The 22,936-nt window shown below is 52.4% G+C and carries 16 protein-coding genes; 6 read left to right on the plus strand and 10 right to left on the minus strand.

Annotated features, from left to right (window positions below; genetic code table 11):
- Window positions 1-150: 150 nt before the first annotated feature.
- Window positions 151-1,005, plus strand: a complete 855-nt coding sequence (locus VE954_RS19985; RefSeq protein ID WP_324956066.1) for an imelysin family protein — start codon at window positions 151-153, stop codon at window positions 1,003-1,005.
- Between the two features lie 19 nt (window positions 1,006-1,024).
- Entirely contained in the window at window positions 1,025-2,386 is a 1,362-nt protein-coding gene (locus tag VE954_RS19990) for a di-heme oxidoredictase family protein (protein ID WP_324956016.1), read from the plus strand.
- 57 nt (window positions 2,387-2,443) lie between these two features.
- On the opposite strand, the gene VE954_RS19995 is transcribed toward VE954_RS19990, so the two are convergent.
- The 7 genes from VE954_RS19995 to VE954_RS20025 form a co-directional block, all read right to left on the minus strand.
- Entirely contained in the window at window positions 2,444-3,916 is a 1,473-nt protein-coding gene (locus tag VE954_RS19995) for a hypothetical protein (RefSeq protein ID WP_324956018.1), read from the minus strand.
- A gap of 207 nt (window positions 3,917-4,123) precedes the next feature.
- Window positions 4,124-4,546, minus strand: a complete 423-nt coding sequence (locus VE954_RS20000) for a hypothetical protein (protein WP_324956020.1) — start codon at window positions 4,544-4,546, stop codon at window positions 4,124-4,126.
- Window positions 4,547-4,854: 308 nt separating this feature from the next.
- Window positions 4,855-7,779: a hypothetical protein gene (locus VE954_RS20005; RefSeq protein WP_324956022.1), complete on the minus strand. Its 2,925-nt coding sequence runs from the start codon at window positions 7,777-7,779 to the stop codon at window positions 4,855-4,857.
- A 156-nt stretch (window positions 7,780-7,935) separates the two neighbouring features.
- The gene (locus tag VE954_RS20010; protein ID WP_324956024.1) at window positions 7,936-8,355 is read right to left on the minus strand and encodes an RDD family protein; all 420 of its coding nucleotides are present in this window, start codon (window positions 8,353-8,355) and stop codon (window positions 7,936-7,938) included.
- 129 nt (window positions 8,356-8,484) lie between these two features.
- Complete coding sequence (locus VE954_RS20015) at window positions 8,485-10,359, minus strand: 7TM diverse intracellular signaling domain-containing protein (protein ID WP_324956026.1); 1,875 nt, start codon at window positions 10,357-10,359, stop codon at window positions 8,485-8,487.
- A gap of 198 nt (window positions 10,360-10,557) precedes the next feature.
- The gene (locus VE954_RS20020) at window positions 10,558-10,902 is read right to left on the minus strand and encodes a hypothetical protein (protein ID WP_324956028.1); all 345 of its coding nucleotides are present in this window, start codon (window positions 10,900-10,902) and stop codon (window positions 10,558-10,560) included.
- A 4-nt stretch (window positions 10,903-10,906) separates the two neighbouring features.
- A complete protein-coding gene (locus VE954_RS20025) occupies window positions 10,907-11,305 on the minus strand; it encodes a hypothetical protein (protein ID WP_324956029.1) in 399 nt (132 codons plus the stop codon).
- A 212-nt stretch (window positions 11,306-11,517) separates the two neighbouring features.
- Here VE954_RS20025 and VE954_RS20030 point away from each other — a divergent pair, with 212 nt between their 5' ends.
- On the plus strand, window positions 11,518-12,312 hold the full coding sequence (locus tag VE954_RS20030) for a crotonase/enoyl-CoA hydratase family protein (RefSeq protein ID WP_324956031.1): 795 nt from the start codon (window positions 11,518-11,520) through the stop codon (window positions 12,310-12,312).
- A gap of 18 nt (window positions 12,313-12,330) precedes the next feature.
- Here the strand turns inward: VE954_RS20030 and VE954_RS20035 are convergent, their stop codons facing one another.
- Together VE954_RS20035 and VE954_RS20040 are read right to left on the minus strand one after the other, a co-directional pair.
- On the minus strand, window positions 12,331-14,232 hold the full coding sequence (locus VE954_RS20035; protein WP_324956033.1) for a 7TM-DISM domain-containing protein: 1,902 nt from the start codon (window positions 14,230-14,232) through the stop codon (window positions 12,331-12,333).
- A 483-nt stretch (window positions 14,233-14,715) separates the two neighbouring features.
- Window positions 14,716-15,495 carry an alpha/beta hydrolase gene (locus tag VE954_RS20040; RefSeq protein ID WP_324956034.1) on the minus strand — a complete coding sequence of 260 codons (780 nt, stop codon included), beginning with the start codon at window positions 15,493-15,495 and terminating at the stop codon, window positions 14,716-14,718.
- A gap of 205 nt (window positions 15,496-15,700) precedes the next feature.
- Between VE954_RS20040 and VE954_RS20045 the strand changes: the two genes are divergently transcribed.
- The 3 genes from VE954_RS20045 to VE954_RS20055 all read left to right on the plus strand — a co-directional run bounded on the left by VE954_RS20045 (window position 15,701) and on the right by VE954_RS20055 (window position 19,608).
- A complete protein-coding gene (locus tag VE954_RS20045) occupies window positions 15,701-17,062 on the plus strand; it encodes a M20/M25/M40 family metallo-hydrolase (protein ID WP_324956036.1) in 1,362 nt (453 codons plus the stop codon).
- Window positions 17,063-17,215: 153 nt separating this feature from the next.
- Window positions 17,216-18,637, plus strand: a complete 1,422-nt coding sequence (locus VE954_RS20050) for a S8 family peptidase (protein WP_324956038.1) — start codon at window positions 17,216-17,218, stop codon at window positions 18,635-18,637.
- Window positions 18,638-18,849: 212 nt separating this feature from the next.
- Window positions 18,850-19,608 (plus strand): hypothetical protein, encoded by a 759-nt coding sequence (locus VE954_RS20055; RefSeq protein WP_324956040.1) that lies wholly within the window; start codon window positions 18,850-18,852, stop codon window positions 19,606-19,608.
- Here VE954_RS20055 and VE954_RS20060 read toward each other — a convergent pair.
- Window positions 19,597-22,845, minus strand: coding sequence for a WD40 repeat domain-containing protein (locus VE954_RS20060; protein WP_324956042.1), 3,249 nt, complete (start codon window positions 22,843-22,845; stop codon window positions 19,597-19,599). The genes VE954_RS20055 and VE954_RS20060 overlap by 12 nt on opposite strands.
- Window positions 22,846-22,936 lie beyond the last annotated feature (91 nt).

Here is a 22,936-nt window from a genome sequence, read left to right on the forward strand (position 1 = left end):
GGAGCGGTCCATGACCGCGACCACAATGCTGCGAAGAACATTCTCCGTCTCGGACGTGAGACGCTGAGCCTTGGGCATCGTGCCTGAAGCAAGGGAAGCTCCCTCCATAGCGGTACTCCGCTTGGAGGGAGAGGATGTCACGAAGGTCCCATTGATGATGCTGCCTACGGTGTGGAAGGTTTGATCAATGCCTGGCCCCTGGATGAAGCTTATATTGATTATGTGGTGGGTCAGGACAATGCCGGCATTATCAACGATCCTGTAGCTTACCCCGTTATCAATGAAGAACTTTTGATCAGCCTCAACGAGAATGGGAGTGAAACCAATATCGCCACTGGATTTCACGCTATCGAGTTTTTACTCTGGGGGCAGGACCTTTCGCTCACGTCCGCGGGTCAGCGCCCCTTTACAGACTATGAAATCGCTACAGGTAAAAATGCCGTTCGCCGCGCCACCTATCTGCAAACCGCCACCAGCCTTCTCGTGAAGCAGATCGCGACCGTGCAGAACGCGTGGAATCCAGCTGATATCAATAGCTACGGGATGAAATTTTCCAAGCAGATTTCACAGGAAGCCTTGACCAAGGCCTTCAAAGGGATGTCGACGCTCCTGACGGACGAGCTGGCTGGTGAAAGAATGTACACGGGCTATGAAAGCCAAACGCAGGAAGACGAGCATTCCTGCTTCAGCGATAATACGCACACCGATATTATTGAAAACATTCAGGGCGTGATCATTGTCTGGACGGGAGATTATAACGGCCAGCCATCTGTTGGTTTTGATGAACTGGTTGCACCGGCTATGGCTCAACGGGTGACGCGAGAACTGAAGGCAGCTTTGGAAGCAGCTCAGGCGCTCCCAACACCTTACGATTCCTTGCTGGTTGCCCCCGAGGGCAGCGACGCACGCAAGCAACTTTTGGATGCGATTCTGACTGTGCAGGATGCGGGAACCGCGATCAAAGATGCGGCTGAATCGATCGGTATCGCCCTGCCTACGAACTAATCAAGCGCGTGAGAAGACTATGAGATATCGGATCGTTGGGATGCTCCTCCTGTTCTGTGGAGTTTTAGGTGCCCTTCAGCAGCTGCCGGCTGAGGAAGTGGCTGAAGACCTGCTCTTGGGTGGACAGGCGACAGTGTTCGAGAAAAACTCACAGGCCTTTTCACTGCCTTTTCCCAAATTGGGTGGCATCGAACGTCTGCAATTCCAGGCGGGCGATGCTCTGTTTACTGAGGCCTGGGTGGCCGCACCCGCGTCCACAGCGGGGCGTGATGGACTGGGACCGCTGCACATCACAAGGGCCTGTGCGAACTGTCATCTTAAAGATGGTCGGGGTGCACCACCAGTTGATGCTCAGGACGAGCCCACGGGTTTGCTGGTGCGTCTCTCATCGCAGGAAGCTCATGCCTATGGTGATCAGATTCAGAATCGTGCGATTCCAGGTGCGAAGCCCGAAGCCTCGATTCAAATCAGCTGGCTGGAACGTTCCGTGGATTTGGCTGATGGTACCAAGGTGAGCCTTCGGGCTCCCCAGCTTCAGTTGGAAAATCTCGCCTATGGACCCTTGCCAAAAGACGTTTTAACTTCACTACGTCTGGCTCCACCCGTGCATGGGCTTGGGCTGCTGGAAGCAGTGAGCCCGGAAACCATACTCGAGTCTGCGGACATGGATGATCACAATCAGGATGGGATTTCCGGGACGCCCAATTATGTTTTTAGCCAGGCAACGCAGCAAACCGAGATAGGTCGCTTCGGGTGGAAAGCCAATCAAGCGACTTTGCATGATCAGGATGCAGGCGCCTTTAATGGTGATATGGGATTGACCACGTCGCTGGCCCCGTTGGAGAACTGTTCCTCTCTTCAAACTGTTTGGACCGATGTACCAAATGGAGGTCATCCGGAGGTCGAGGATAAACAGTTTAACCTGGTGGTTCATTACTCTCGATTTATCGCCGTCCCTGCTCGTCGCGACACGGATCGGCCCGAGGTCCAGGCGGGTCGGAAGTTATTCTTTGAGGCCGGTTGCGCGGCCTGTCACCGGCCCACCATGACGACCCGTACGGATGCAGCGCATCGTCTTCTCGCCCAGCAAAAAATTTGGCCTTACACCGATCTTCTGCTGCATGACATGGGACCGGATCTTGCAGATCATCGACCTGATGGCTTGGCGAACGGTCGTGAGTGGCGAACACCACCTTTATGGGGCATCGGTCTCACCCAGGAGGTCAACAATCGGCCTTTTTATTTGCATGATGGGCGAGCGCGGACTTTGGAAGAAGCCATACTTTGGCATGGAGGGGAGGCGGACGGGAGCCGTGAGGCCTATCGGACCATGCCGGCGGAGCAACGTGCCCAGCTCCTCCGATTTCTGAAGTCCCTTTAACACAACAAAAAAGGGATTCCATGATGGAATCCCTTGAATTTGAGTGTTTGAGCTTGATCAACCGCCCGAGGTATCACCCTCTTCTGTGGGAGGCGGTGGTGGGGGAACAGCTTCAAAGGTTAATTCCGTTTCGGCTTCCGACACGCCGACGAAGGTATAAACCCAGTTGAACGTGTTCAAGGTGCCATCACACACGCCGTTGGTGACGCCTCCATTACAGAACTGGCCGCTTGTGGTGCCACTGTCACCAACAGTTGTGAGGCGCTTGAAACCCTTGAAGAGCAAGAATTCGGTTCCTACTGACTGGGCCATATCAATGGTTCCAGCCTCGGTTCCATCTTTAATGGTGCGAATGCCGGAGACCGGATCGTGGCTCATGTAAGTGACGGAATGCTCGTTGTAATAACCTCGAGATGTCACAGCACGAATCGATTTCGATTCATCTTCTTTGACATAATAAAGGGTCAGGCGAGCGCTGAAACTTTGCTTGGCTGTCGAGCCCACTGCCGACATGTCGTTGGTAGACATCACATAAGTTTCACGCATGATAGTTTCCGATTCACGGGCCAAAATCGGTGCAAACTCCATGAATCCTGGCTTGATGGATAAACCCAGCGTGTCATCAATTTGACCATCAACCCAATCAGGAGGGTTGGTGGTATAGGAGCCTGCGCTATGCGCAGATCCCTTGATGAAGTTGTTATGATCAAAGGCCAGCGCCATCTTATAAGGCACGAGGTCCGCGACGTCGGCTTCGGTGATTTCAAAAGGACGCTGCAGGAAAAACGTTTTGCCACCGTTGGGTAGGAAGAAAATGCCTTCTTCCGAAGGGCCAGTCGTGATGTTGGTGCTTTTTCCAGCATAGGTCACGTCCAAGCCGGGTTTGTTGTTGGTATAGAAATCGGTGGCATTCTTGGTGTAGAGCTTCTGTCCGTTGTTGAGCTGGACTTCAGCATTAGCCTTGAATGTGCGGTAGAAATTAACGATCACCGAATCATACGTACCAACTTGGGTGTCCGTGTAGGTGACTGTGCCAACCAGCTCTTCAATGGCTCCGTCCTTCATGAAATCGGTCCATTTCGTGAAGCTGGTTACGGCTGCGTCGCCAGGTACGAACGTATCGTAATTGCCTCGTTCCGCTTCCGATTCGTTATAGATACTAAACGGACGATTGTTGCAGGCATCACCTTTCGAGCCATCAGTCTCGCCGCACAGAGTCATGCCGGCGATACGATAACTCAGGGACTTGATGCCATCGGCCAGGCTGTGACCAAAGGTGCCTGCTGCGTCGAGGTTTTTCAGGGCTCGCAAAGCAGCTTCAGGCGCAGGGTTCCCCAGGAGTTTCGCGTTACGGATCAACCCCAGAGATTCGCTCTCGATATTAAGCTGGTTTGGCAAAGCAACGGTACTCATGGTGCCGCCCGCGCCTGACTTGGAGTCGGCGTCGCTTACAGCGCTGGTACAGGACCATAGGCAGGATACGGCCACAGGCATCACCCAAATGCGGCGAATCTTTGAAGCATAGGTCATGAATGAGTACTCCCTTAGTACGATACTTGAAAGAACACATACCTGCGCATGCCGCTGTGTTCCGGTTTCCTCTTATTTTAAAGCCTATTTATGGGGATTGCGTGGGCGATTCCTGCCTGGTCATCTGAAGTGTCACTCAGGATGCATGGGGGTTATGCCCCTTGTCCGCAGCGGACCGCGGGCGGGGCTGCCCTGTGTCCTGATTCATTAAGTCTCGGTGAAGCGAGGATCCACTCGATGCCGGCGCAACGTTCGGCTTTTGTCCTCGACTAAAAGCTCGATTGTTGGCGTGGAGCTATCTTTGGTATCTTCAACGATCGGCTTCTTCTTTAAATTGACCTTGGGATTCCAAATCACCACGCGATCCAGCGCAATACCATAATCCTTGGCAAAATACTGTCGAGCCTGGTAAACCGCTTTTTCCGACAAGACCACACCAAATTTTACGTTCGGGCGATACGATAGAACAATCTCTTTATTGCCCAAGATGTCCTGTCCTGTCCAAGTGCCGAAAGGGGACCTCGCGATGATTTCCTGAATGGAGATGTCCTCATGTCTGATGAGATGATCACATTCCAATATTTCGATTGGTTTGTTATCTTCTTCGACAAGGTAAATATAGCTACTCACGTTTTTCCCTTTTTCGACAATTAGTCCTCCCACAATCATAACATACTGCCGAAGCCACTTGTTGGAGAATAAACTCGCGAGTTCTTTCGGGAAGTCCTCGTTTTTATTCAAAATGTGTGGCCTGCCATAACTGACTAGGCCAGCGCTGATCCGTCAGGTCCAAGGGCTCGGAGCTTTGGGGAATCAAAATAGAGAAGCCTTCTGGAAGCCGAAGTCTCATCGCTTGATCCAATTTAGGATGCGCCAAAATTAACCAAGCAGCCACAACCGGTCCGGTCATGGCTGCTTTACTTCAGGCCGAATCTATTTTAGTTGGCCGAAACGAGCTGAAGATTCAACGAAGAATCCACGAAAAAGGTGCGTGAGAAATAACCCTGCGGCCTGATCACGCTGACTTTCAAGCTGCTGACATTCCCAGGGACATTAACCAGTGTAAACTCGCATTGATTTCTGTCGCAAGTTTTCTGACTGATGATAATACCGTTGACATCGAAACTTAAGGTCGTCGTGTCATCCAATGGCCAGCTGGCTGGTGACGCGTCAAGGATATCAAGATCGGCAAGGCTGATCGTAAACTTGTACTTGCGGCTGTCCAGCTTCTGAGCTGTTTTCACCAGGTCCTTTTTTAAGCGGTAGGTCGGGGAACCCGTGAGCTTCAACACACCGGCCTCGGATTTGACGTCATTGTTGAATTTCCGACGATAGCCCAATTCAACCGCTTCACCAACCTTGGTTAAGGGAGCTGACAACTTGATACGACCCTTGCATCTGTGCCTATACTCGCAATCCAGGGATCCGAGCACCTGGTCCTGGCTGCCGAATATTTCCACTGTTTCACTGCCCTGGGCTCGCCAAAAATTATAAACATGGATCTCCACCAGATCCGATTGAATCGCCGCATCCGCGCTGATAGGCGGGGCAAATTCTTCTGGTGTCGATAAAACTACATTTCGCTGGATGCTGGATTGACCATCCGTGTCTACAAAGTAATACGACACCAAAGGGTAAATATTAGAAACAGTGGCCTGGACCAGACATGCACCTTGCGCGTTGCAAGGGAATTCCCGATAGTCACCGAAGGCGTCCTGGCCCGAGATTCCTTGATTGAAGTTGACTTCCTGACTGTTGCGCAGGCGTATGGCCTTGGCCAGCTTGTCGCCAACGTAACCCAGGTTAGGGCCTTTCTCAAACGTAATGGTAAAAGACGTCCCGGTGTGGACGGTGATCGTCCTATAGCTATCCATGTCTGGAAAAATACCGACGTGGTTTTCGTCAATCATGTAGAGTTCATCGCCGTAGGTGCTGCCCGTATAGTCATTTCGGAAAGCGACGCGAACAGTTTTGTGAAAGTTTTTGCTCATAAAGCTGCCACTCAAGGGGCAGACTTCGTCGCATTTCACAACAAGGCTGGCTCCTTCCTTCTCATGCGGGGTGTCGATCGTAATCGTCTCTTCGTCGCCTAGCGTCACCAGCATATGGGTAGCAGGGAATCGACTCCTGTAATCTGTACCGTGGGCAAAACTCAAGTCAAAGCTATACAGATTGGAAGAAGCGTCCGTAAGCTGGACCTTTCTAAAGGCATGTTCGCCGGCAACTGTAACGAGCTTTGTGGAGTCACGCATAACAAAGACCCTGCGCTGCACGAGCTGGCTCGCGTGATCAGCTGTTCGAACGCGGTAGCTGATCGAGGTAGAGAATGCGGAATTTGTGTTTTTCACCCAAGCCCGGCACACGCCTGCGGCATCACACTTGAAGATGGACTCGGCCGACTCCGCAATGGTTCGAACGTCTTTAAACACCAGATTATCGGCACTCTTGACGATAATGCTTGTCGCTAGCTGGCCGTCTTCCGAAACATAATCCTTATTTGGGCCGGCTTCCAGGACGAGCTCGCTCCATTCATCGGCGTGCTTCTGCCAGACGGAGATATCGGTGTTCAAGGCTTTTACAAAGGGACGGAACTTCATGGTAAAAGGGGGACTCTCGTACGTGCCGCGAAAGAACGAATAGTTCAAGGTAAAGAATTCGTTGTTGCTGTCGTGTTTCAAGTTAAAGCTACAGATCCCGGCCAGGTCGCATTTGGCATTCGTAACGGTGGAATTATAGAGCCCGGTGCCTGTGACGCGTAGTCCGCCCGGTAGCACGCCGGCGTTTGATTCATACTCCTGGCCTGGGCGCAGCGTGATGAGATTGTCTTTGCCGTATTCAATCACAGCTTCCTGCAGCAGTCCGCGGAACGTGGCCGTGGTTCGCGTCAGTTCCTGACGATTGCCAGGTGACTCATTGCCAAAGCTTTGAAGACTATATTCCAGAAAGGGATTCGATCCCGTCGTCTGGACAATAATTTCGGCGACGCAGGCATCCGGGGCGCAGGCAAATGGTTTGACAGTCAAACCATTGTTGTTCTTGACTTTGACAACGTGAGCGGGTCGATTCCAGGAGGAATGGTAGTCAACGCCTTTTTGAATCTTTACGATGTTGGTCCCGTCGACAACCATGAGCGAACGCTTGATGAAGCTGAACGTTTCAGGTTGCGGGGTTATCGTATAGATTTGGGATAAGCGGGTGTTGTTGTTCAGGGCGAAACGGATGATCGGCTGCACGTTGGACGTATCGTATCTGAAATCGATGCGGCAGCTGCTCGGTTCGCACGTTGTGGATTCGATTCGACCACCCGTGGCCTCCAGCTGCGCCAACTTCGGTTCGATGTCGTTCGGCCGGTCACTATAAGCGACAGGGAGCGTCAGCGATACGATTTGGCCGAAATTCGGCACAAATGAGGGCAGGGCGCTGACCTGAAGGGGAGCGGCCAGAACCACGGCCTGGACTTCCTTCCATTCAGTTCCATTCGCATCCAGAATGCGCAAGGTCAGACTGATTTCATCTTTTTCGCCGGCTTTTTCGCTTTGACTATAGGTCATGGTGCAAACGTTATCAGAGCAGGAATTTGATTCCACGGCAATATATTTGGTGTTCACGACCTTAAGGGCCGCAATGCTCGCTTCTGCGTCGAGCTGCAGAACGCTATCCTGTTTATCCACGGTCAGCTGGGCATTGGGTCGTGCCACCAGCAGGCGGTGTTTCTGGCCAACGCCACCCATGAGCTGGACGTTATCAACAGGCAGTCGGGGCTCAGCCTTTTCCGATTTGGACTTGCCACATGCTGTAGCCAGGATAAGGCAGGTCAGCGCTAGAAGCGGTACTGTGGAATTGCTGGATTTGAAATGGCTCATGTCGTTTCCTTGAAAAAGCAGGACAATCCGGTCAACTGACGCGTGAAATGACGGACTGCTGTCCGCTTTATTGCGAAAAAGATCGATTATGGCAACGTGGCAGGTGTGGCGATCGCCACCATTTATACGGCTGTGAAATTATAATGAAATTTTGTGTCAGCGAATGGAGATGACTCTCGTTTGGGTTGCGACATCATGTGTCGCTGGACCAAGGCCTGCGTTGAGTTGGCGAAGACCGCGGAGTCCGTGAAAGCCTTTGGTAAGCCAGCGGATGAAGGCCAGTTTGAAGCCGGGCTTGCGTCCGTCCCGTGTGATCACACGAAGACCAAAGAGTCGATGTCCTAGAGTACATCCCCAAAGGCCCACCTGCACGGATTCGTAACCCATGATACCGATCAGAATCAGGACAAGCCTCGCCCCAGGCAGATCCATGAGAGAGAGCATTTGATTCATCATATAAAATAGAGACATGACAAGACCGGCACATAAAAAACCGTCGACCAGAAAGGCATGAAAGCGACGGCTGCCCGTAGCCAGTTTTTGAGACTCTGGTTGCCAGGCATTACTTTGATTCATCGACAGCCCTTACGGTTATTTTTCCCAAAGCCCACTCCTGGAGACGGGCCTCCCTAGGGAATGCTGCATATGGCAGTTGGCTTGAAGTTTGCTTGCTATCGGTATGTGTTGTTCGGCTCGGTCGAGAGATCATGCGCGTTCGTGGCCTCGTAAAGGCTCGAATCCCTGCTGGATTGGGTTGTCCGGGAAGAGGCAGTAATGCAGCTGCTCGGCTGCCGCATCATCCCGAATGACGATGCCTCGAGCCTTGATGTCCACCGCTGAGAATGTGCTCTGACTGGATTTGTTCAGCAGATGAAACGTGCGCGCGTCGGTGATGAGGATGCTGCCCTTGATATTGGGAAAGAGCACACGGCGCATTTGCTCATAGCGGGTGGCAAGGATGATGGCTTTACCATAGAGATCATATTCCCGGGTGCCGGACTGAGGGAAGAAACTTGAAAGCGGGCCATGAGCGATGGCAATGCTGCAACCGACCTGGGGCAGGGCGGGAAGCCTGGCCACTTCGTCCTGAAAAATCTTATAGAATGTATGACTCACTTTGAGAGCGGCTTCGGCCGGATTGTCTTCCAGCGCTTGAAACGGATAGCCTACACTGCAGAGAAATCCATCACCCATCTCTTTGATGCGAAAGGCAGCGGCACGAAGCCTGTTGCCATCATAACCTTCGAGCATGCTCTCCTGACAATGTTTAATGACATTCTGGAGGAACACGCTCGTATCAGGGTGAATCAGGCTGGAGCTGCTGATGATGTCGAAACAAATCACACAGGCCTCGCCTTTGCCCAGGGGCATGGTGGCTTCCAGAGGTTCGCCTTTTCGCATCAACTCAATCTGATGGGGATAGAAGACCTTGCTGAGCTGCTCAAACATATGATCATTCAAGCGGTTGATGGTCTGCTCTTTCAACCTTACTTTCAGCGCGAGCGAGATATTGAAAAAGATGGCTTCCGCCAGAAAACTGAACAGACAGATATAGCTGGTCAGTTCGCTAGAGGCGACAAAGACATGAAAGATACCGACCAGGGACGATAGGATGAGCATGCTCCAGCCCAGAAGGAGGACCTTGGCGGATAAATCCCCTTTCCTGGCCTCCTGAAACGTCAGCACAATCGAAACGAACGTCACGATGCTCGTGGCCAGATAGGAAAGGGCAAGTCCGCGCCCTGTCGCCCACCAGAAGGCGAACAGCGAAAAGGAAAGCAGAACGACAATTTTCTGGAAGCGTTCGATGGGCGACTTTGGATCCAGATTGAAGAAGTGCGCATTGAAGCGGGACAAGGTGAGACCAATAGCTGGAACCAGCACCACGACAAAGGGATAGTAAGGGATGTTCACAAGGCCATGCATGGCCAGCAGGAAGAGATCAAAACCCAGTATGTAGGCTGCATTGTAAAAATAGAATTTTTGACGGAAAGCCAGGGCCAGAATAAGGCTGATAAAACCCAAAATGCCCATGACGTACATGGTTAAAGCAAAAATTTTGTTTTCGAAGAATGTGCTTTCCCAAAAATGCTTGAACGTGGTGATTTGAATATGCAGCTGGATGTCGCCAAGGCGCTTCTCCACAGCCAGCAAAAGAGTGGTGGTGTGGCCCTGGGGAAGGTCGAGTCGAAAAACGGGGTAGCGATGAGGAAAATTATATAACGGCGATATTTTTCCGTCATCGATTCTGAAAGCTCGGCCGTCTGTGAGCCACTGCTGGTGAAGGACGAGTTCGCTTTCCGAAGTCGCGTTGTTCAGCTCAAACAGCAGCCAGACAATTTTTACATCGTCCGTGAAGGTCTGCGGTTCCCTCGTTATAGGTCCCAGCATCGCTTGCAAAGTACGAGCGGCAGCCTCGGGTTGATACTGGCCGGTTGGGTCTTCGAGAATTCGAAAGTTATGGCCGATTTCATCATAGCCTTGCGGCATGTTGAAACGATGGACGGCGGACGCCTGGCCTGCCATACAGGCAAACAAAGCGATGAGTTGTAGCAGCCGCATCCATGGAAGCCAGCGCATTTGCATAGACCCCCTGAGCACCTTCGTAAGAGGCCGACTCCATGGTTGTATCGGTTGAATGGTACCTTATGTGAAGAGATGCCTTGGGCCCCAGCGTTTGATCTTTGACAAAAAAGCGGAAGAACGCCAGTGGTGCTGTGAAGACAGGACATTCATACTCCACGGCGCAGGGCCGTGGAGGACTTGGAGCCAAACCAACTACCTTACCCAGACGGCACAGGTGATGGACTCATAGACGCGAGGGCCATCCTCAACATCAATCCATTGCTTTGAGTCCACATCGTAATAATTCGATTCCTGAATCTTGTAGGCCGCGATTTCATCGTGCCCGAGAGCGCGGCAAACCTCTTTTAAGTAAATCTTCGTGCCCTTGCCATCCATAGGGAAGTCAATGGGATGGGCAATGGCTTTGCCTTTGACATCAGTGAATACGTGCTTGAGACCGCCTACATCGGGGAAGGAAATTGTATTGCTCCCGGCTGATCCGAATGCGGCTTCGGCGACGAACAGGCTTAAGGCGAAACATGATGATCTCGTACGCATGTCCTTATCCCTTGCATTTTTCCTGGGTGATTTCGATATGGATGCTGTGTTTGACAGGAATTTTGCTGAGCCCTGTGGGTTCAGTTTTGGAAATTTGGACCTCGGCCAGGCATCGGCTCGCCAAAGGTTCCTTTGGCTTTTTGAATGTGACAGTGAACGTGGCGCTGGCCGTCAAGCCCTCAGGGCACATGGGATCTGTCCAGATATAGTCTCCAGACGCATCACTGACCTCAACAGAAGTGATTCCTGCGGGATCAATTTTCAGGGCCGTTGCCACAAATCTCTGCATATCAAGGGCCTGCCTGGCAGTATCAACCGGCATGATCGAACATGCCTCAGCCTTCGGAACCAGGGCACAGATTGCGACAGCTGCCCCAGCCATGAGGCCTCCCAATGTTTTCATCAGTACACTCCTTTTAAGTTGAACGGATCATTTTGCTCCATTGCAATCACGGTGCCATGAGCAGCTAGCGGTGAAGGGTCGATGGCTGACGAGGTTTGGGTGAAGAGGGTGCAAGAGAGGTCCAGAATATTGGACACGCCCGAGGTTTTTTGTCCCGTTTCTCAAGTATGGGTAAATTTAGGAGTGCAACGTAGGGCAGGATTGTGATTTCTATGGTCAGTCGGATACGTATTCCACCAGCTCAGTTACCCACAGAGGAGCCTTCCATGAGTCATGCCGCCATCAGTTATCAGCTCGACGGAGAAATCGCCACAATCAAGATGGACGACGGCAAGCGCAATGCGCTCTCGCCCGATATGTTCAAGGAACTGAACAAGGCTATCGACCAGGCCGAGAAGGACAAGGCGATTATCGTGCTGACGGGGAGGCCAGAAACCTTCTCCGCTGGGTTCGATCTTAAGGTCTTGCGGGGAGGCGGTACAGCGGCCATCAGCATGTTGAATGCTGGTTACTCCATGACGGCCCGCCTGCTCTCGTTTCCCCGGCCGGTGATTGTGGCCAGCAGCGGTCACACCATTGCCATGGGTCTCTTTCTTTGCCAGGCGTCAGACTACCGCATCGGCGTAACGGGTCCCTATAAGTACACGGCCAACGAGGTCGCCATCGGTCTGCCCATGCCGCGGGTGGCCGCGGAGGTCCTGCGCCAGCGTCTGACGCCCGCCCAATTCCAACGTGCCACGATACTCGCTGCGACCTACACTCCCGAGGAAGCCCTCGTCGCGGGTCTGCTCGATGAAGTGGTGGCCGCGGACCTGCTGCTCGACCAGGCACGTGCGGCAGCGGCGCAGTTCGCCCAACTCGATAACCGCGCCCATGCCGTCACAAAATTGCGCATTCGGCACGAGAGTCTTAAGACGATTCGCCGATCGTTGCCACTGGACCTACGCGATGCCTTGGTCACAGGAGTTCTTGGATTTGTGCGGGCAAAAAAGGGGGTGTCGGCTTGAAGTGGTCTGGAGGCAACGTCACCCGACAGAATCATAAGATGTCAGCTGACTTTTCGTCCTATCGGGCAAATATCTATAATAAAGCTTGGTAGCTGCAGGATCATCCCGTACGACGATTTTTATGTCTTCCAGATTGCATTCCGTAAAGGTGTCAGCCTGCTCCCGGTCGAGGCTCAGGAAAACCCGGGCCTGGAGAATCAGGACGCTGGCGCCTACCTTATGGAACAGGACTTTTCGCATGCCTTCATAACGTGTCGCGAGGACGATGGCTTTGCCATAAAGATCATATTCCTTGGTACCTGTTTCCGGATAAAAGCCAGCGATGTGATCAAAGGCAATGCCAATCCCGCAATAAATCGGTTCCCTATAGCCGAATTTCTCGACTTCCTCTCGAAAGGCATTATGGAACAAGGTGGCCACTTCCAGGGCATCTTTGGCCATAAATCCCGTTCTGGATTTAAACGGATAGCCCACGCTGCAAAGGAAACCGTCACCCATTTCCTTGATTCGATAGGCATTGGCCGTTAAAGTACCCGGCTCATAATCGGTCATCATGATTTCATTGCAACGCCGAAAGACGTTCCGGAAAAAATCCTTGGTCTTTTCATGCTGAATGGTGGAACTCGCTATAATGTCGAAGCTGATCACGCAGGCTTCGCCCGAGTGGGTCGGCATGGTGGATTCGAGTTCAGCTTCCTGCTTAATTTGACTGATTTGATGGGGATAGAATACCTTTTGAAGCTGGCGAAAGGCGTGTTCATTTTCCTGATTGATCTTTTTTTCCTGGAGCCTCGCCTTATAACTTGTCGCGAACGAGAACAGGATAATCTCAATGGCAAAGCCAATGAAGCCGGCGAAGTGAAACGAATTATGGATGGGAAACACCAGCTGCAGGGCGCCGATGATAAAGCCAAGAAAGAATATGGACCAGCCATAGACAAAGAATACGGCTGGCTTGTAGCCTTGCTTCGTACGGACAAAGGCACAGGCAATGGCCACCGTGATGATAAACGGCGTAAAGATCAGCGACATGCGGCCCGCCCCAGTAGCCATCGTGTAAGACATGGTGATGACGTGAAGGGCCGTCAGGATAAAGAATGTTTTATAGAGCTTCGGCGTATGCGTTTTAAGGTTCAGAGCCGAGGATTTAAACAGAAAAAGGAAGGCTGCGCTGAGGATGATCGGCAGATTCCAGAACAGGTGCATATCCGGATAGGGAATGCTCCCCGCGCCATAGGCGAGGATCGTGGCAAAGCCCAGGACGTAAGGGCAATAGTACAGGAAATACCAATTCCTGAAGAAGTAGAACATCGAAAGGTTATAGAAGCACATGGCTACGGCAATCCCGAAGATCATGCCATAGAAGTTGCCGCGCCAGTAGTTTCTTACACTGAAATCAGTGGTCTTTAAAAGCTGAAATCTGACTTTTGTGGCATTGAAACGACTCCTGGAAACCTCAAAAATGAAAGTATGCATCCCAGGCGTCAGCGCAATTTCAAAAGTGGGTTTAGGGAGAAAGTATGTTTCCTTGATCAAGGTGCCATGCGCGCTCGAGTGAAGCAACCGAACGCGCGTGACAGGATCAAAGGTAAATTCGTGCGTGAGCGTATAATTACCAGTGGTCCTGGAGTCCAGGTTGATTTTGGCAAAGACTTTGTTGCGAGGATGGCCTCGGTCGAAGTTAATGTTCTCGGATTTTGATTCTGTCCATGTCAGTTGCTGATGGCTGGCGAGTTCTTCTAACGACATCTGGCCATCGAGATCGATGACGTAGGAAAAACGATGGCTTATATCAACAATCTCATCCTTTTCCTCAATAGCAATAACGTCCGAGGCGTTGGAGTTTAAAGGCCATCCAAGCCCCATGGAGATGATGATTATCGATAGTGTGCGTCCAGCCATCAGCTTATGTAAACGCATGACGTCTCACCCTGATCATAAACTGTTGCAGTCCTTAGGGTATTTTGCTGGTTCTGTCGACCTCAGCAAACGGCCAGTTGGATAACACAAAGATTCACCTTCTATTATACTGAATAAACTGGCCCGTGGACGGCGCGTTGATAGGCAAGAAATGTCTACACAAAAGCTGGGAGACGCGGCTCACAAACCTGGTGGGATGGCCTCCCGCAGAGCTTGAATGACGGCGGCCGGGTCCACATTATGCGCTTCAAAATGCGCGAATCGATGCGAGAGGTTGTCTGGCTTAACCAGGCAAGCGTTGGAGAGCAAAAGCTTGTCCAATCGCAAGCTGCAGCAGGTTTAGCTTTGACTCTTCAAAAAAATAAAGTACAAAAAAGTAAAGCTCTAATTTTTGAGAAGGACCCATCATCCTCTTGACTTCGTGATCAGCAGCTTGGAACGTCATGGCCCCGTGATCAACGATTCATCATGCTGGCTCTCGACTCAGCGCAGTTCCCGCAGAGTATCCTGCAAAAGTTTGTTGAACACGTCGGCTCGTTCCAGCATTGGATAGTGGCCAACATCGCTCAGAGTTTTAAAATCGAAACTCCGAAAATATTTTCGATTCGCTAGCGCATTCGTAGGTCTCGCATCCGAATTGATCGCACGCACGGGAACGCTGATCGCCGAAGCTTGAGGGCGAATATCGGACCGATAAAAAGGTTCCAGAACAGCGATGGAATGCTGGGGATCGACCGCCAGCATTTCCTCTTTAAGGCGATCACGAACCTTCTGCGGTGAACCAGGAATCAGGAGGAACTGTGCAAAAGCCTGCTCCATCGCGGCCTGATAGTTCGTGCGAAGACCGCTGAACATAGGCTGGACGGTGTCAAGATTCGGCATATTATCGAGATCCAAAAGCGTATCCACCAGAATGATTGACTTCACCCTCACGCCCAGAAGCAGAGCAGCAGCGATAACGTTAGCACCCGACATGGAGTGACCCACGAGATGGCAGGCATCCAGACCGGCGTCCAGGACCACGGCCTTGATATCCTCGGCATAGCCCTCGACCGACCAGACCTTGCGATTTTTACCTGAACACCCGTGTCCAGCCAGATCCATCTGCACGACCTGGTAGTCAGCTTCAAAAGCCTTTCTTTGTGCATCCCACCAGCGTGCGTTGCCGAGCCATCCGTGGACAAAAACCAAAGCCTCGCGACCTTGACCGGTCCGCTCGTAATAAATTTCGACGCCATCGTAGGATGAAACGGACTTCTGCATAAACGCCTCCATAGTTGGTTTCTGATCGACCTTTCAACATGCTTGACCGATAGGAACTCGTCAAGCCTACTTCGTACTTTATTCGGCAAGGCCCCGGTACACTTTTTCTCAAGTGGCCGGGCGGACCCCTTCTTTGACTTTCCCGAAACTCTGCGCAATGCTGCCGAATCTTGACCGTAAACATCCGCATGAAAGAGGAAAAAGCATGAGGGCACTGTTGACTGTGGTATGGGCCACTATGATGATCGGAGCATCAGCCCACGAAGCCGATGATATTCGCCGCCAGGAAATAGCCGCCATCAGGCGGGAGGCTACGGACCGAGGCAAGGGATATGAGCTTCTCACCGAGCTTACGGGTGTGGGGGCCCGCCTTACCGGGTCGGAAGGCGGAAAAAAAGCCGAAGCCTGGGCGAAAAGCAAACTCGAGGATTATGGCTTCAGCAACGTCACCCTTCAATCCGTATCCGTTCCGTACTGGATACGCGGTGCTGTCGAACGCGGTTTCATCCAGAGCGGCAATCAGCCTGCTCTGCCGGTCCGGGTCGCGGCTCTGGGGGGAAGCGTGGGAACACCAGCAGGAGGCATCACGGCCGAGGTCGTGGAGGTGACGAGTCTGGCCGCGGTCGACCAGCTTGGTTCAGCCGTCCGTGGCAAGATCGTGTTCTATAATCAAGTTATGGATGCCAAGGCTCCGGATCGACTGAGTGCCTATGGTGAAGTCAGTAGCATTCGTTCTCAGGGTGCTGCACGAGCCGCGGCGCGGGGCGCTGTGGCTTCTGTGATTCGATCTCTGACCACCCTTACCGATGATGATTACCCGCACACGGGTGTCATGGGCCGCGCCGCGATTCCTGGCGCCGCGATTTCAACCCGTGGTGCCAATGAACTCTCGCGCCAGTTAAAAGCCAATCCAAACCTTAAATTCACGCTTGAACTCTCAGCTCAAAATAAAGGAACGACGACGGCCTCCAACGTCTATGCGGATATTGTGGGTCGCGAACGACCCCATGAGTTCGTGGTTGTAGGAGCACACCTCGATAGCTGGGATCTCGGGGTAGGAGCTCACGACGACGGTGCTGGGGTCGTGCAAGCGATGGAAGTCTTACGGTCGATTAAGGCAGCGGGCCTGCAGCCGAAGCGCAGCATCCGCGTTATTCTCTTCGCTTCTGAAGAATGGGGTGGGCAGGGGGCACGCGCTTATGTGAGTTATGCGCGCACCCAGGGTCTTAAGCATGTGGCAGCTATTGAGTCCGACCTGGGGGGATTTGCACCCGTGGGTTTGACGACCGATGCCGGAGCAAAAGTTCTGGCGCGCCTGAGGGGTTGGAGCCCATGGCTTGCACCTTTAGGGGCTGGAAAAATAGAGCCCGGGGAGAGTGGAGTGGACGTCGGCCAGTTTCAGGCTTTGGGGGCCGAGACGATCGGATACCTGCCGGACTTGTCGCATTACTTTGACTTTCATCATGCCGCCAGCGATCAACTTGCGGCGGTGAACAAGAACGATCTTCAGTCTGGTGCCGCGCTGATGGCTGCCCTGGCTTGGCTCTATTCGGAGGAGCTTCCCTAAAATTCGAACGGGTCGAGCGCCTTCAAGGGGGGGCAAAACCCCTTGAAATACCGAGCAATTTAATTTCCTTAAAGTTACCCGTCGCCGCCGCCGATCTGCCCCCGGATCGTGTTTTTTCTCGATCCGAGAGTCATGCGATTGGAGGAACTTACGATGAAAACGAGACATGCCTCGCGCCTTGTGTGCGTGGGCCTTGGTTTGGCATTAGCAGCGTGCGGTCATGAGACCGACGAGTCCGAATTAGCGAGTCCTGAACATGGTAGCAATCAGCCTAAAGCCATCTACCTTAGGGATAGCAACGGTTCGCCCATGGGCTTGGCCTCCGCTAACGAAGTCCTCGTGCAGTATAAATTAGATGCAAACAATGCTGACAAGAAGCGCGTCAAGGACAAGGTGCGAGGCAGCCGTAAGAATGGAGTGCATAGTAAGGTCATGAAAGACAACGGCGAGGGCGAGCTTGAATTAGTGGAACTGCCCATCGACCAGACCTTGGAAGCTGCACTCGAAGATCTGAAGGATGATCCTGCTCTCACGTTCGCGGAACCTAACTTTATCTATCAGCACACTGCAGTATCCAATGATCCCTTTTTTACCAACGGTTCACTCTTTGGAATGTACGGCAACACAAGCACTCCTGCGAATGCCTTTGGCAGTCAGGCGGGGGAAGCCTGGACGAAAAATCAGATCTGTAATAACGGGGTGTACGTTGGGGTGATTGATGAAGGCATCATGACCACGCATGAAGATTTAGTGAACAACATATGGGTGAACCCGTTCGATCCCGTCGACGGTCGTGATAACGATGGCAATGGTTTGATAGACGACACCAATGGTTGGGATTTTGCTGCCAATAACCGCAGCGTTTTTGATGGACCCTCAGACGATCATGGAACTCACGTCGCCGGGACTATTGGCGCGAAAGGCGGCAATGGGAAAGGTGTGGCTGGAGTCTGCTGGTCCGTGACGCTCATTTCCGCGAAGTTTCTGGGTCAAAGCGGTGGGTCGACTCTCGGCGCCATCCGTGCTATCGATTACTTTACGGATCTGAAGCGACGCCATGGTTTAAATATCGTCGCGACCAACAATTCCTGGGGCGGCGGTGGCTTTTCCCTATCTCTGAAGAATGCCATAGACCGTGCAAATGCAGCTGGTATTTTGTTTGTCGCGGCAGCCGGGAATGGTGGATCGGACGGGATCAGTGATAATAATGATACAACCCCCTCTTACCCTGCATCCTATACGAGTTCCAACATTATCAGCGTCGCAGCCCTGAATAATCGCGGACAGCTGGCGTCTTTCTCCAACTTCGGAGCCACGAGCGTGGACATAGGCGCCCCAGGTTCGGGAATTGTTTCCACTGTTCCATCCGCCACAAGTACTTCGGCCTATGCCTCGTTTAGTGGAACATCCATGGCAACGCCTCATGTGACGGGTGCGGTAGCTCTCTTTGCTTCGCTGAATCCTGGAGCCACGGCGGCTCAGATCAAAGCGGCTATCCTCGGCTCAGCGGTTCCGACCCCGGCCGTTACCGGCAAATGCGTGACGGGAGGACGGCTAAATTTAGGGGATTTCTAAGTGCTTTAAGATCACACGAAAAAGCTCCGCGAAGGCCTGGCCTCCGTGGGGCTTTTTTTATAGTCAATGACGGGGGACGGGCGGCAGATTTCAGCTCATAAAAACACGGCCCCGTGCCTGACTTGGGGAAATCATCCAACTTGCCAGTGTCCAACTTTTCAGCCAAAACTGCTGACATTCACAATCAAGACTTCAACCGAAAGGATTCGAGTATGGTGCGTTCCATGGTCAACATCGTCCGTATGTGCGCTCTTTCAGGCGGCCTTTGTGGGTCCCTCAGTGCCATGGCAGGACATGCTGAGTCCTCGGTAATGAATGGTGCGGATACGAAGCTCTTTGGCGTGACAATCACGAGCGAGTATACGTTGGACAAAGATTCCAGAATTACGGGTATTCAGCTCGTTCTTCCTGTCAGTGCGATTGACAAGGCGCTTGGGCAACCTATGTCGGGACTCAAAATTGATCTGCCGGTTGTCTTAAAGGAAGATTCCCTCATCCAGCATATCACCATCGATTGGAATCCTGAGGGTCACGATCCAGCCCACGTGTATGATCGTCCGCATTTTGATTTTCACTTTTATTTCATAGGCAAAGACGAGGTGCATGCGATTGACTGCAGCGATCGCACACCGATCCCAGCCTCGCTGGTGCCGGATGATTATGTGCTCCCACCTTTGGATGCGCCTACGGCCTGTGTGCCGGCGATGGGGATTCACGCGGTGCCGTTGAAAGATGTCAGCCCCGGCTTTACCTTTACCGAGACACCGATCTACGGCTACTATCAGGGGCGATTCATCTTCTTTGAGCCTATGATCACCCGCGATCATCTGCTGTCGCGACAACCCGTCGTGCAGACGATCCAATATCCCGAGGCGTTCCTGGTGAATGTGAAAAATCATTTCATACCGAAAACGTTTCGGTTGTCATTCGATTCCCGGAGTCAGACGTATCTTATAACTCTAGGGAATTAGGCAAATGTCACCTTCGATCTTGATCGGCTTCGACTGCAGATAATCACAGGCCTTTTGTAACAAGCGATCCAGATCGTAAGGAATAAAGCGCGTGACATCCTCAGCCGGGAAGTACATGGGCATGACGGCCGAGCCTGTCTTTTGAGACACAATGGTGCCGCTCATCAACTTTCCTGGCACGCGAACACGGGTAAAACCTTTGGTTTCGATCAGCTCCGATGCGTCCGCCAGCGCACCAAAATAGGGATTTCCGGTCAGAATAAAATCGGGATAAACACTAAAAGCGGAGACGCTAGCGCTTATGGGCAGGGTATGCTGGTTGACTTGCAACCAAAAGTCAGCATTCTGATCCCGAAACAAATCAACAAAATGCTTGCCGTCGAAGTCGCGACGGAGGTAAACGCGATTCGCTTCTGATGTTTCCGTCACCGCTGGTACCAGCGTGCGATCTGTCCAAACACTTTGGATGGCATGGCCCGCACCTACAACGGCTGTTTCGCCGTTCCACTGGAAGGGTGTGCCTGGAAAATAGGAACAGAGCGAAGAAGGACTCGGTTTGATCTCCATGGACTGAAAGTCGAGGCGGACCGGACCCTGGGTTGGGTGCTTCAAGAGCAGTCCCGTGTTATCCACAAAACAGAATCGACCTGGAAAGCGTCCCGCGATTTTCCTTTGTCGGATATCCCAAAGCTCGATCTCAGGAGGACTCACATCACGCACAATTACGGCCGCCCAATTTCCATCAGGACTTGATTCGAATTGATGACTCAGGGTGTCACTATCAACGACGATGTCGCCGTTGAACCAGAGGGCCACACCGCCGACTTCTGTTTTGCCGCTGAGCACGAGACGCTCATCAGGAAACACCAAAGGCGGCATACTTCCCATTCCATCGGGGTAAGGATGCGTCGTCAGCTGGTCCGTGTCGGCATCATAAATGCCCCAGGAAGCATTGGTCGCGATATTGTAGCGATGGCTGCGCCCCGGAGCGACCTGTTGAGCCCAACCGTTGATGGAATTCAGCAGTCCCTTGGTCAGACCGTAACTTCTGAACTGGTCATAGGATTTATAAAAGAACGTCCCTTTTTCGCCAAGGAAGATGCCTTCGTAATCTGATGAAAGAACCTTCTCGTTCACGACGGTCAGCTCGGTCGGCGGGTCGAAACCCTTAGGATCCAATTTCCATAAGGTCATACCGTTGTCAGAAATAAGGGCTACTTTTTCACTGTCTGGGCTGATGACGACCTTCAGGTCCAGGTGCGATGGGTTTCTATTCTGCTCATGGAAGGGTAGCATCAGATCACGATAAATGGTTTTTAAAGACGCCCAGCCAAATGTTAACAAGGAGTACCCCGCTCCGTATTTCCGCAGAACTTCGATGCTTTTGCCATCGGCGCTCCAGTCCGCGTAAAATACACTGGAGTAGTGATCGGAATAATAATCGACCCGATCAACCAGACTCAAGTCGCTCAGACGATAGAGGCTGACAGCAAACTGAGTCCTCGCCAAAAACAGCCCTTGCGTGATGGAAAACTGAATATCATGCCAGTCCTGAAAGGACTGTTTATGATAGCCATTTTCATCCTTGCTCAGGACCAGACCCCGACCAGGGTCGGCACCCGATGTGGCAAAAATCAGGCGGGCATCCGGACCGATGCGTATGGCAACATTGCTCAAGCCTGGTGCCTCGTGTAACTGAGTGACCTTCGGATGGGTTGCATCGGTCCAATCCCAGAGCCACAGAAATTTGTCGGCAAGAAGAGCACTGACGTAACGTCCATCATCACTCACGCCTATGGCATTCCAGGTATCAATCCGCTTCTCTTCGGTGCTGACGATATTGTTCTGCCAATCATAGCGGGTTAGAGTGTTGCGACTATCGCGAAATATCACCACGGGCGATGACTTGGGAATCAGCAGCTGAAAGTTATCCCCAGCTGCCGTAGGATAACGCTTGATCTCACGGCCGTCCTGAATGTTCCGGAACACCAAAGCCTGGTCACCGTTGTGATTTTCCACACAGACTACGGTTTCGGAATCGGCAGGAATGATCCTGCATCGTGTGCTTTTGGCAGCATTGATCCACACGCCCTGTAGATTCACGGCAACCGCCATATGCATCAGGGCTTCCTTGATGCGCGGGAGAAGGACCTGACGTTCGCGTTCCGTGGTGAAGGCACGACGACTGCGTTCCAACTGCAATAGATCGGTCAGGGCCGCCAGCTGCTCGCCCTTGTCGAAGCGTTGCATCGACTCCTTAATCCTGGCCTCCAGCAAATCGATTTTGGTTTCTTCATAGCTGATAAATGTGAGCTCGCGACTGCTGACCCAACCGGCGGCATCACGAGCCTTGATGGCCAGGGTCCAAACACCGGATTCCGGTATGGGATAGGGCGTACTGCCATCCAGAGTTTGGCACCGGGCAGCGCCACCTGCGGCCGGGCGAAGGCAGTATTCGGTGCTTACGATCGTTTCATCGCTGCTGACCTTCAAAGCAAAGCCTGGCTCGAAACTGGCCAGAGGCGATGCGTCCTCATCTTTCATCAGGCCAAGACCCTGATCGATGTTCAATGCCAAATTTGGAGCCTTGCCATCCAGTTGAACGGAGCATTCCTGTTCAATGGTTTTATTTTGCAGGTAACTTTTGATCGCGATTTTTAAAGTATAAAGACCGGCCTTGGCGTCTGCATGACGAAGGGTCAGTATGCCCGCGTCGGCCATCCATCCGGCTTCTGTCTGAATGGAAGTGCGGTTGCTGTCGGCAAGGGTGGCGGTCACCCGACTGGCTTCTTCCAGATGAGGAATCGTCGCATGATAATGCAACTGGGTTTCATCGGTCCGACCCAGGATGGTGCCCAGGTTCTGGCAGTCGCTTTCCAGGGTCCAACGGCTGGTATCCATCAGGGGTATTGTTCGATCAGGTACGTCCTCAAGGCGGAAATAAAAGGCCAGATTCCTTGGCCCCGTCACGGAGCCCATGACCACAGTTGACGGCGGCAAATCCTGGGGTATCTCCACGCAGCGACGTGAGGTGATCCGCAATGTTTGAATGTTGGGGTTGATTCCAGCAAACGCAATAGGCGCCTCATCTCCTGCCATATCAGGGAGTTGCAGATAGTGAAAGGCGTGGGCGTCGGCGTCGTCACCGCAAAGACGTTTGGTAGCTTTGAAGTCGGGCTGCGCGCGATGGCAGCTGAACGCAGCGAGGCCGAGGAGTAATAAAAACCAGGATTTCATGAATGCTCCAAGGGGCCGAAAGGCATGAGGTGGAATGCTTTCATGGCACCTTGACTAGCATGTTTTGGCGAAGAATCAAAGGCTTAATGAA

Source organism: Oligoflexus sp. (genome assembly GCF_035638955.1).
Taxonomy (GTDB): Bacteria; Bdellovibrionota_B; Oligoflexia; order Oligoflexales; family Oligoflexaceae; genus Oligoflexus.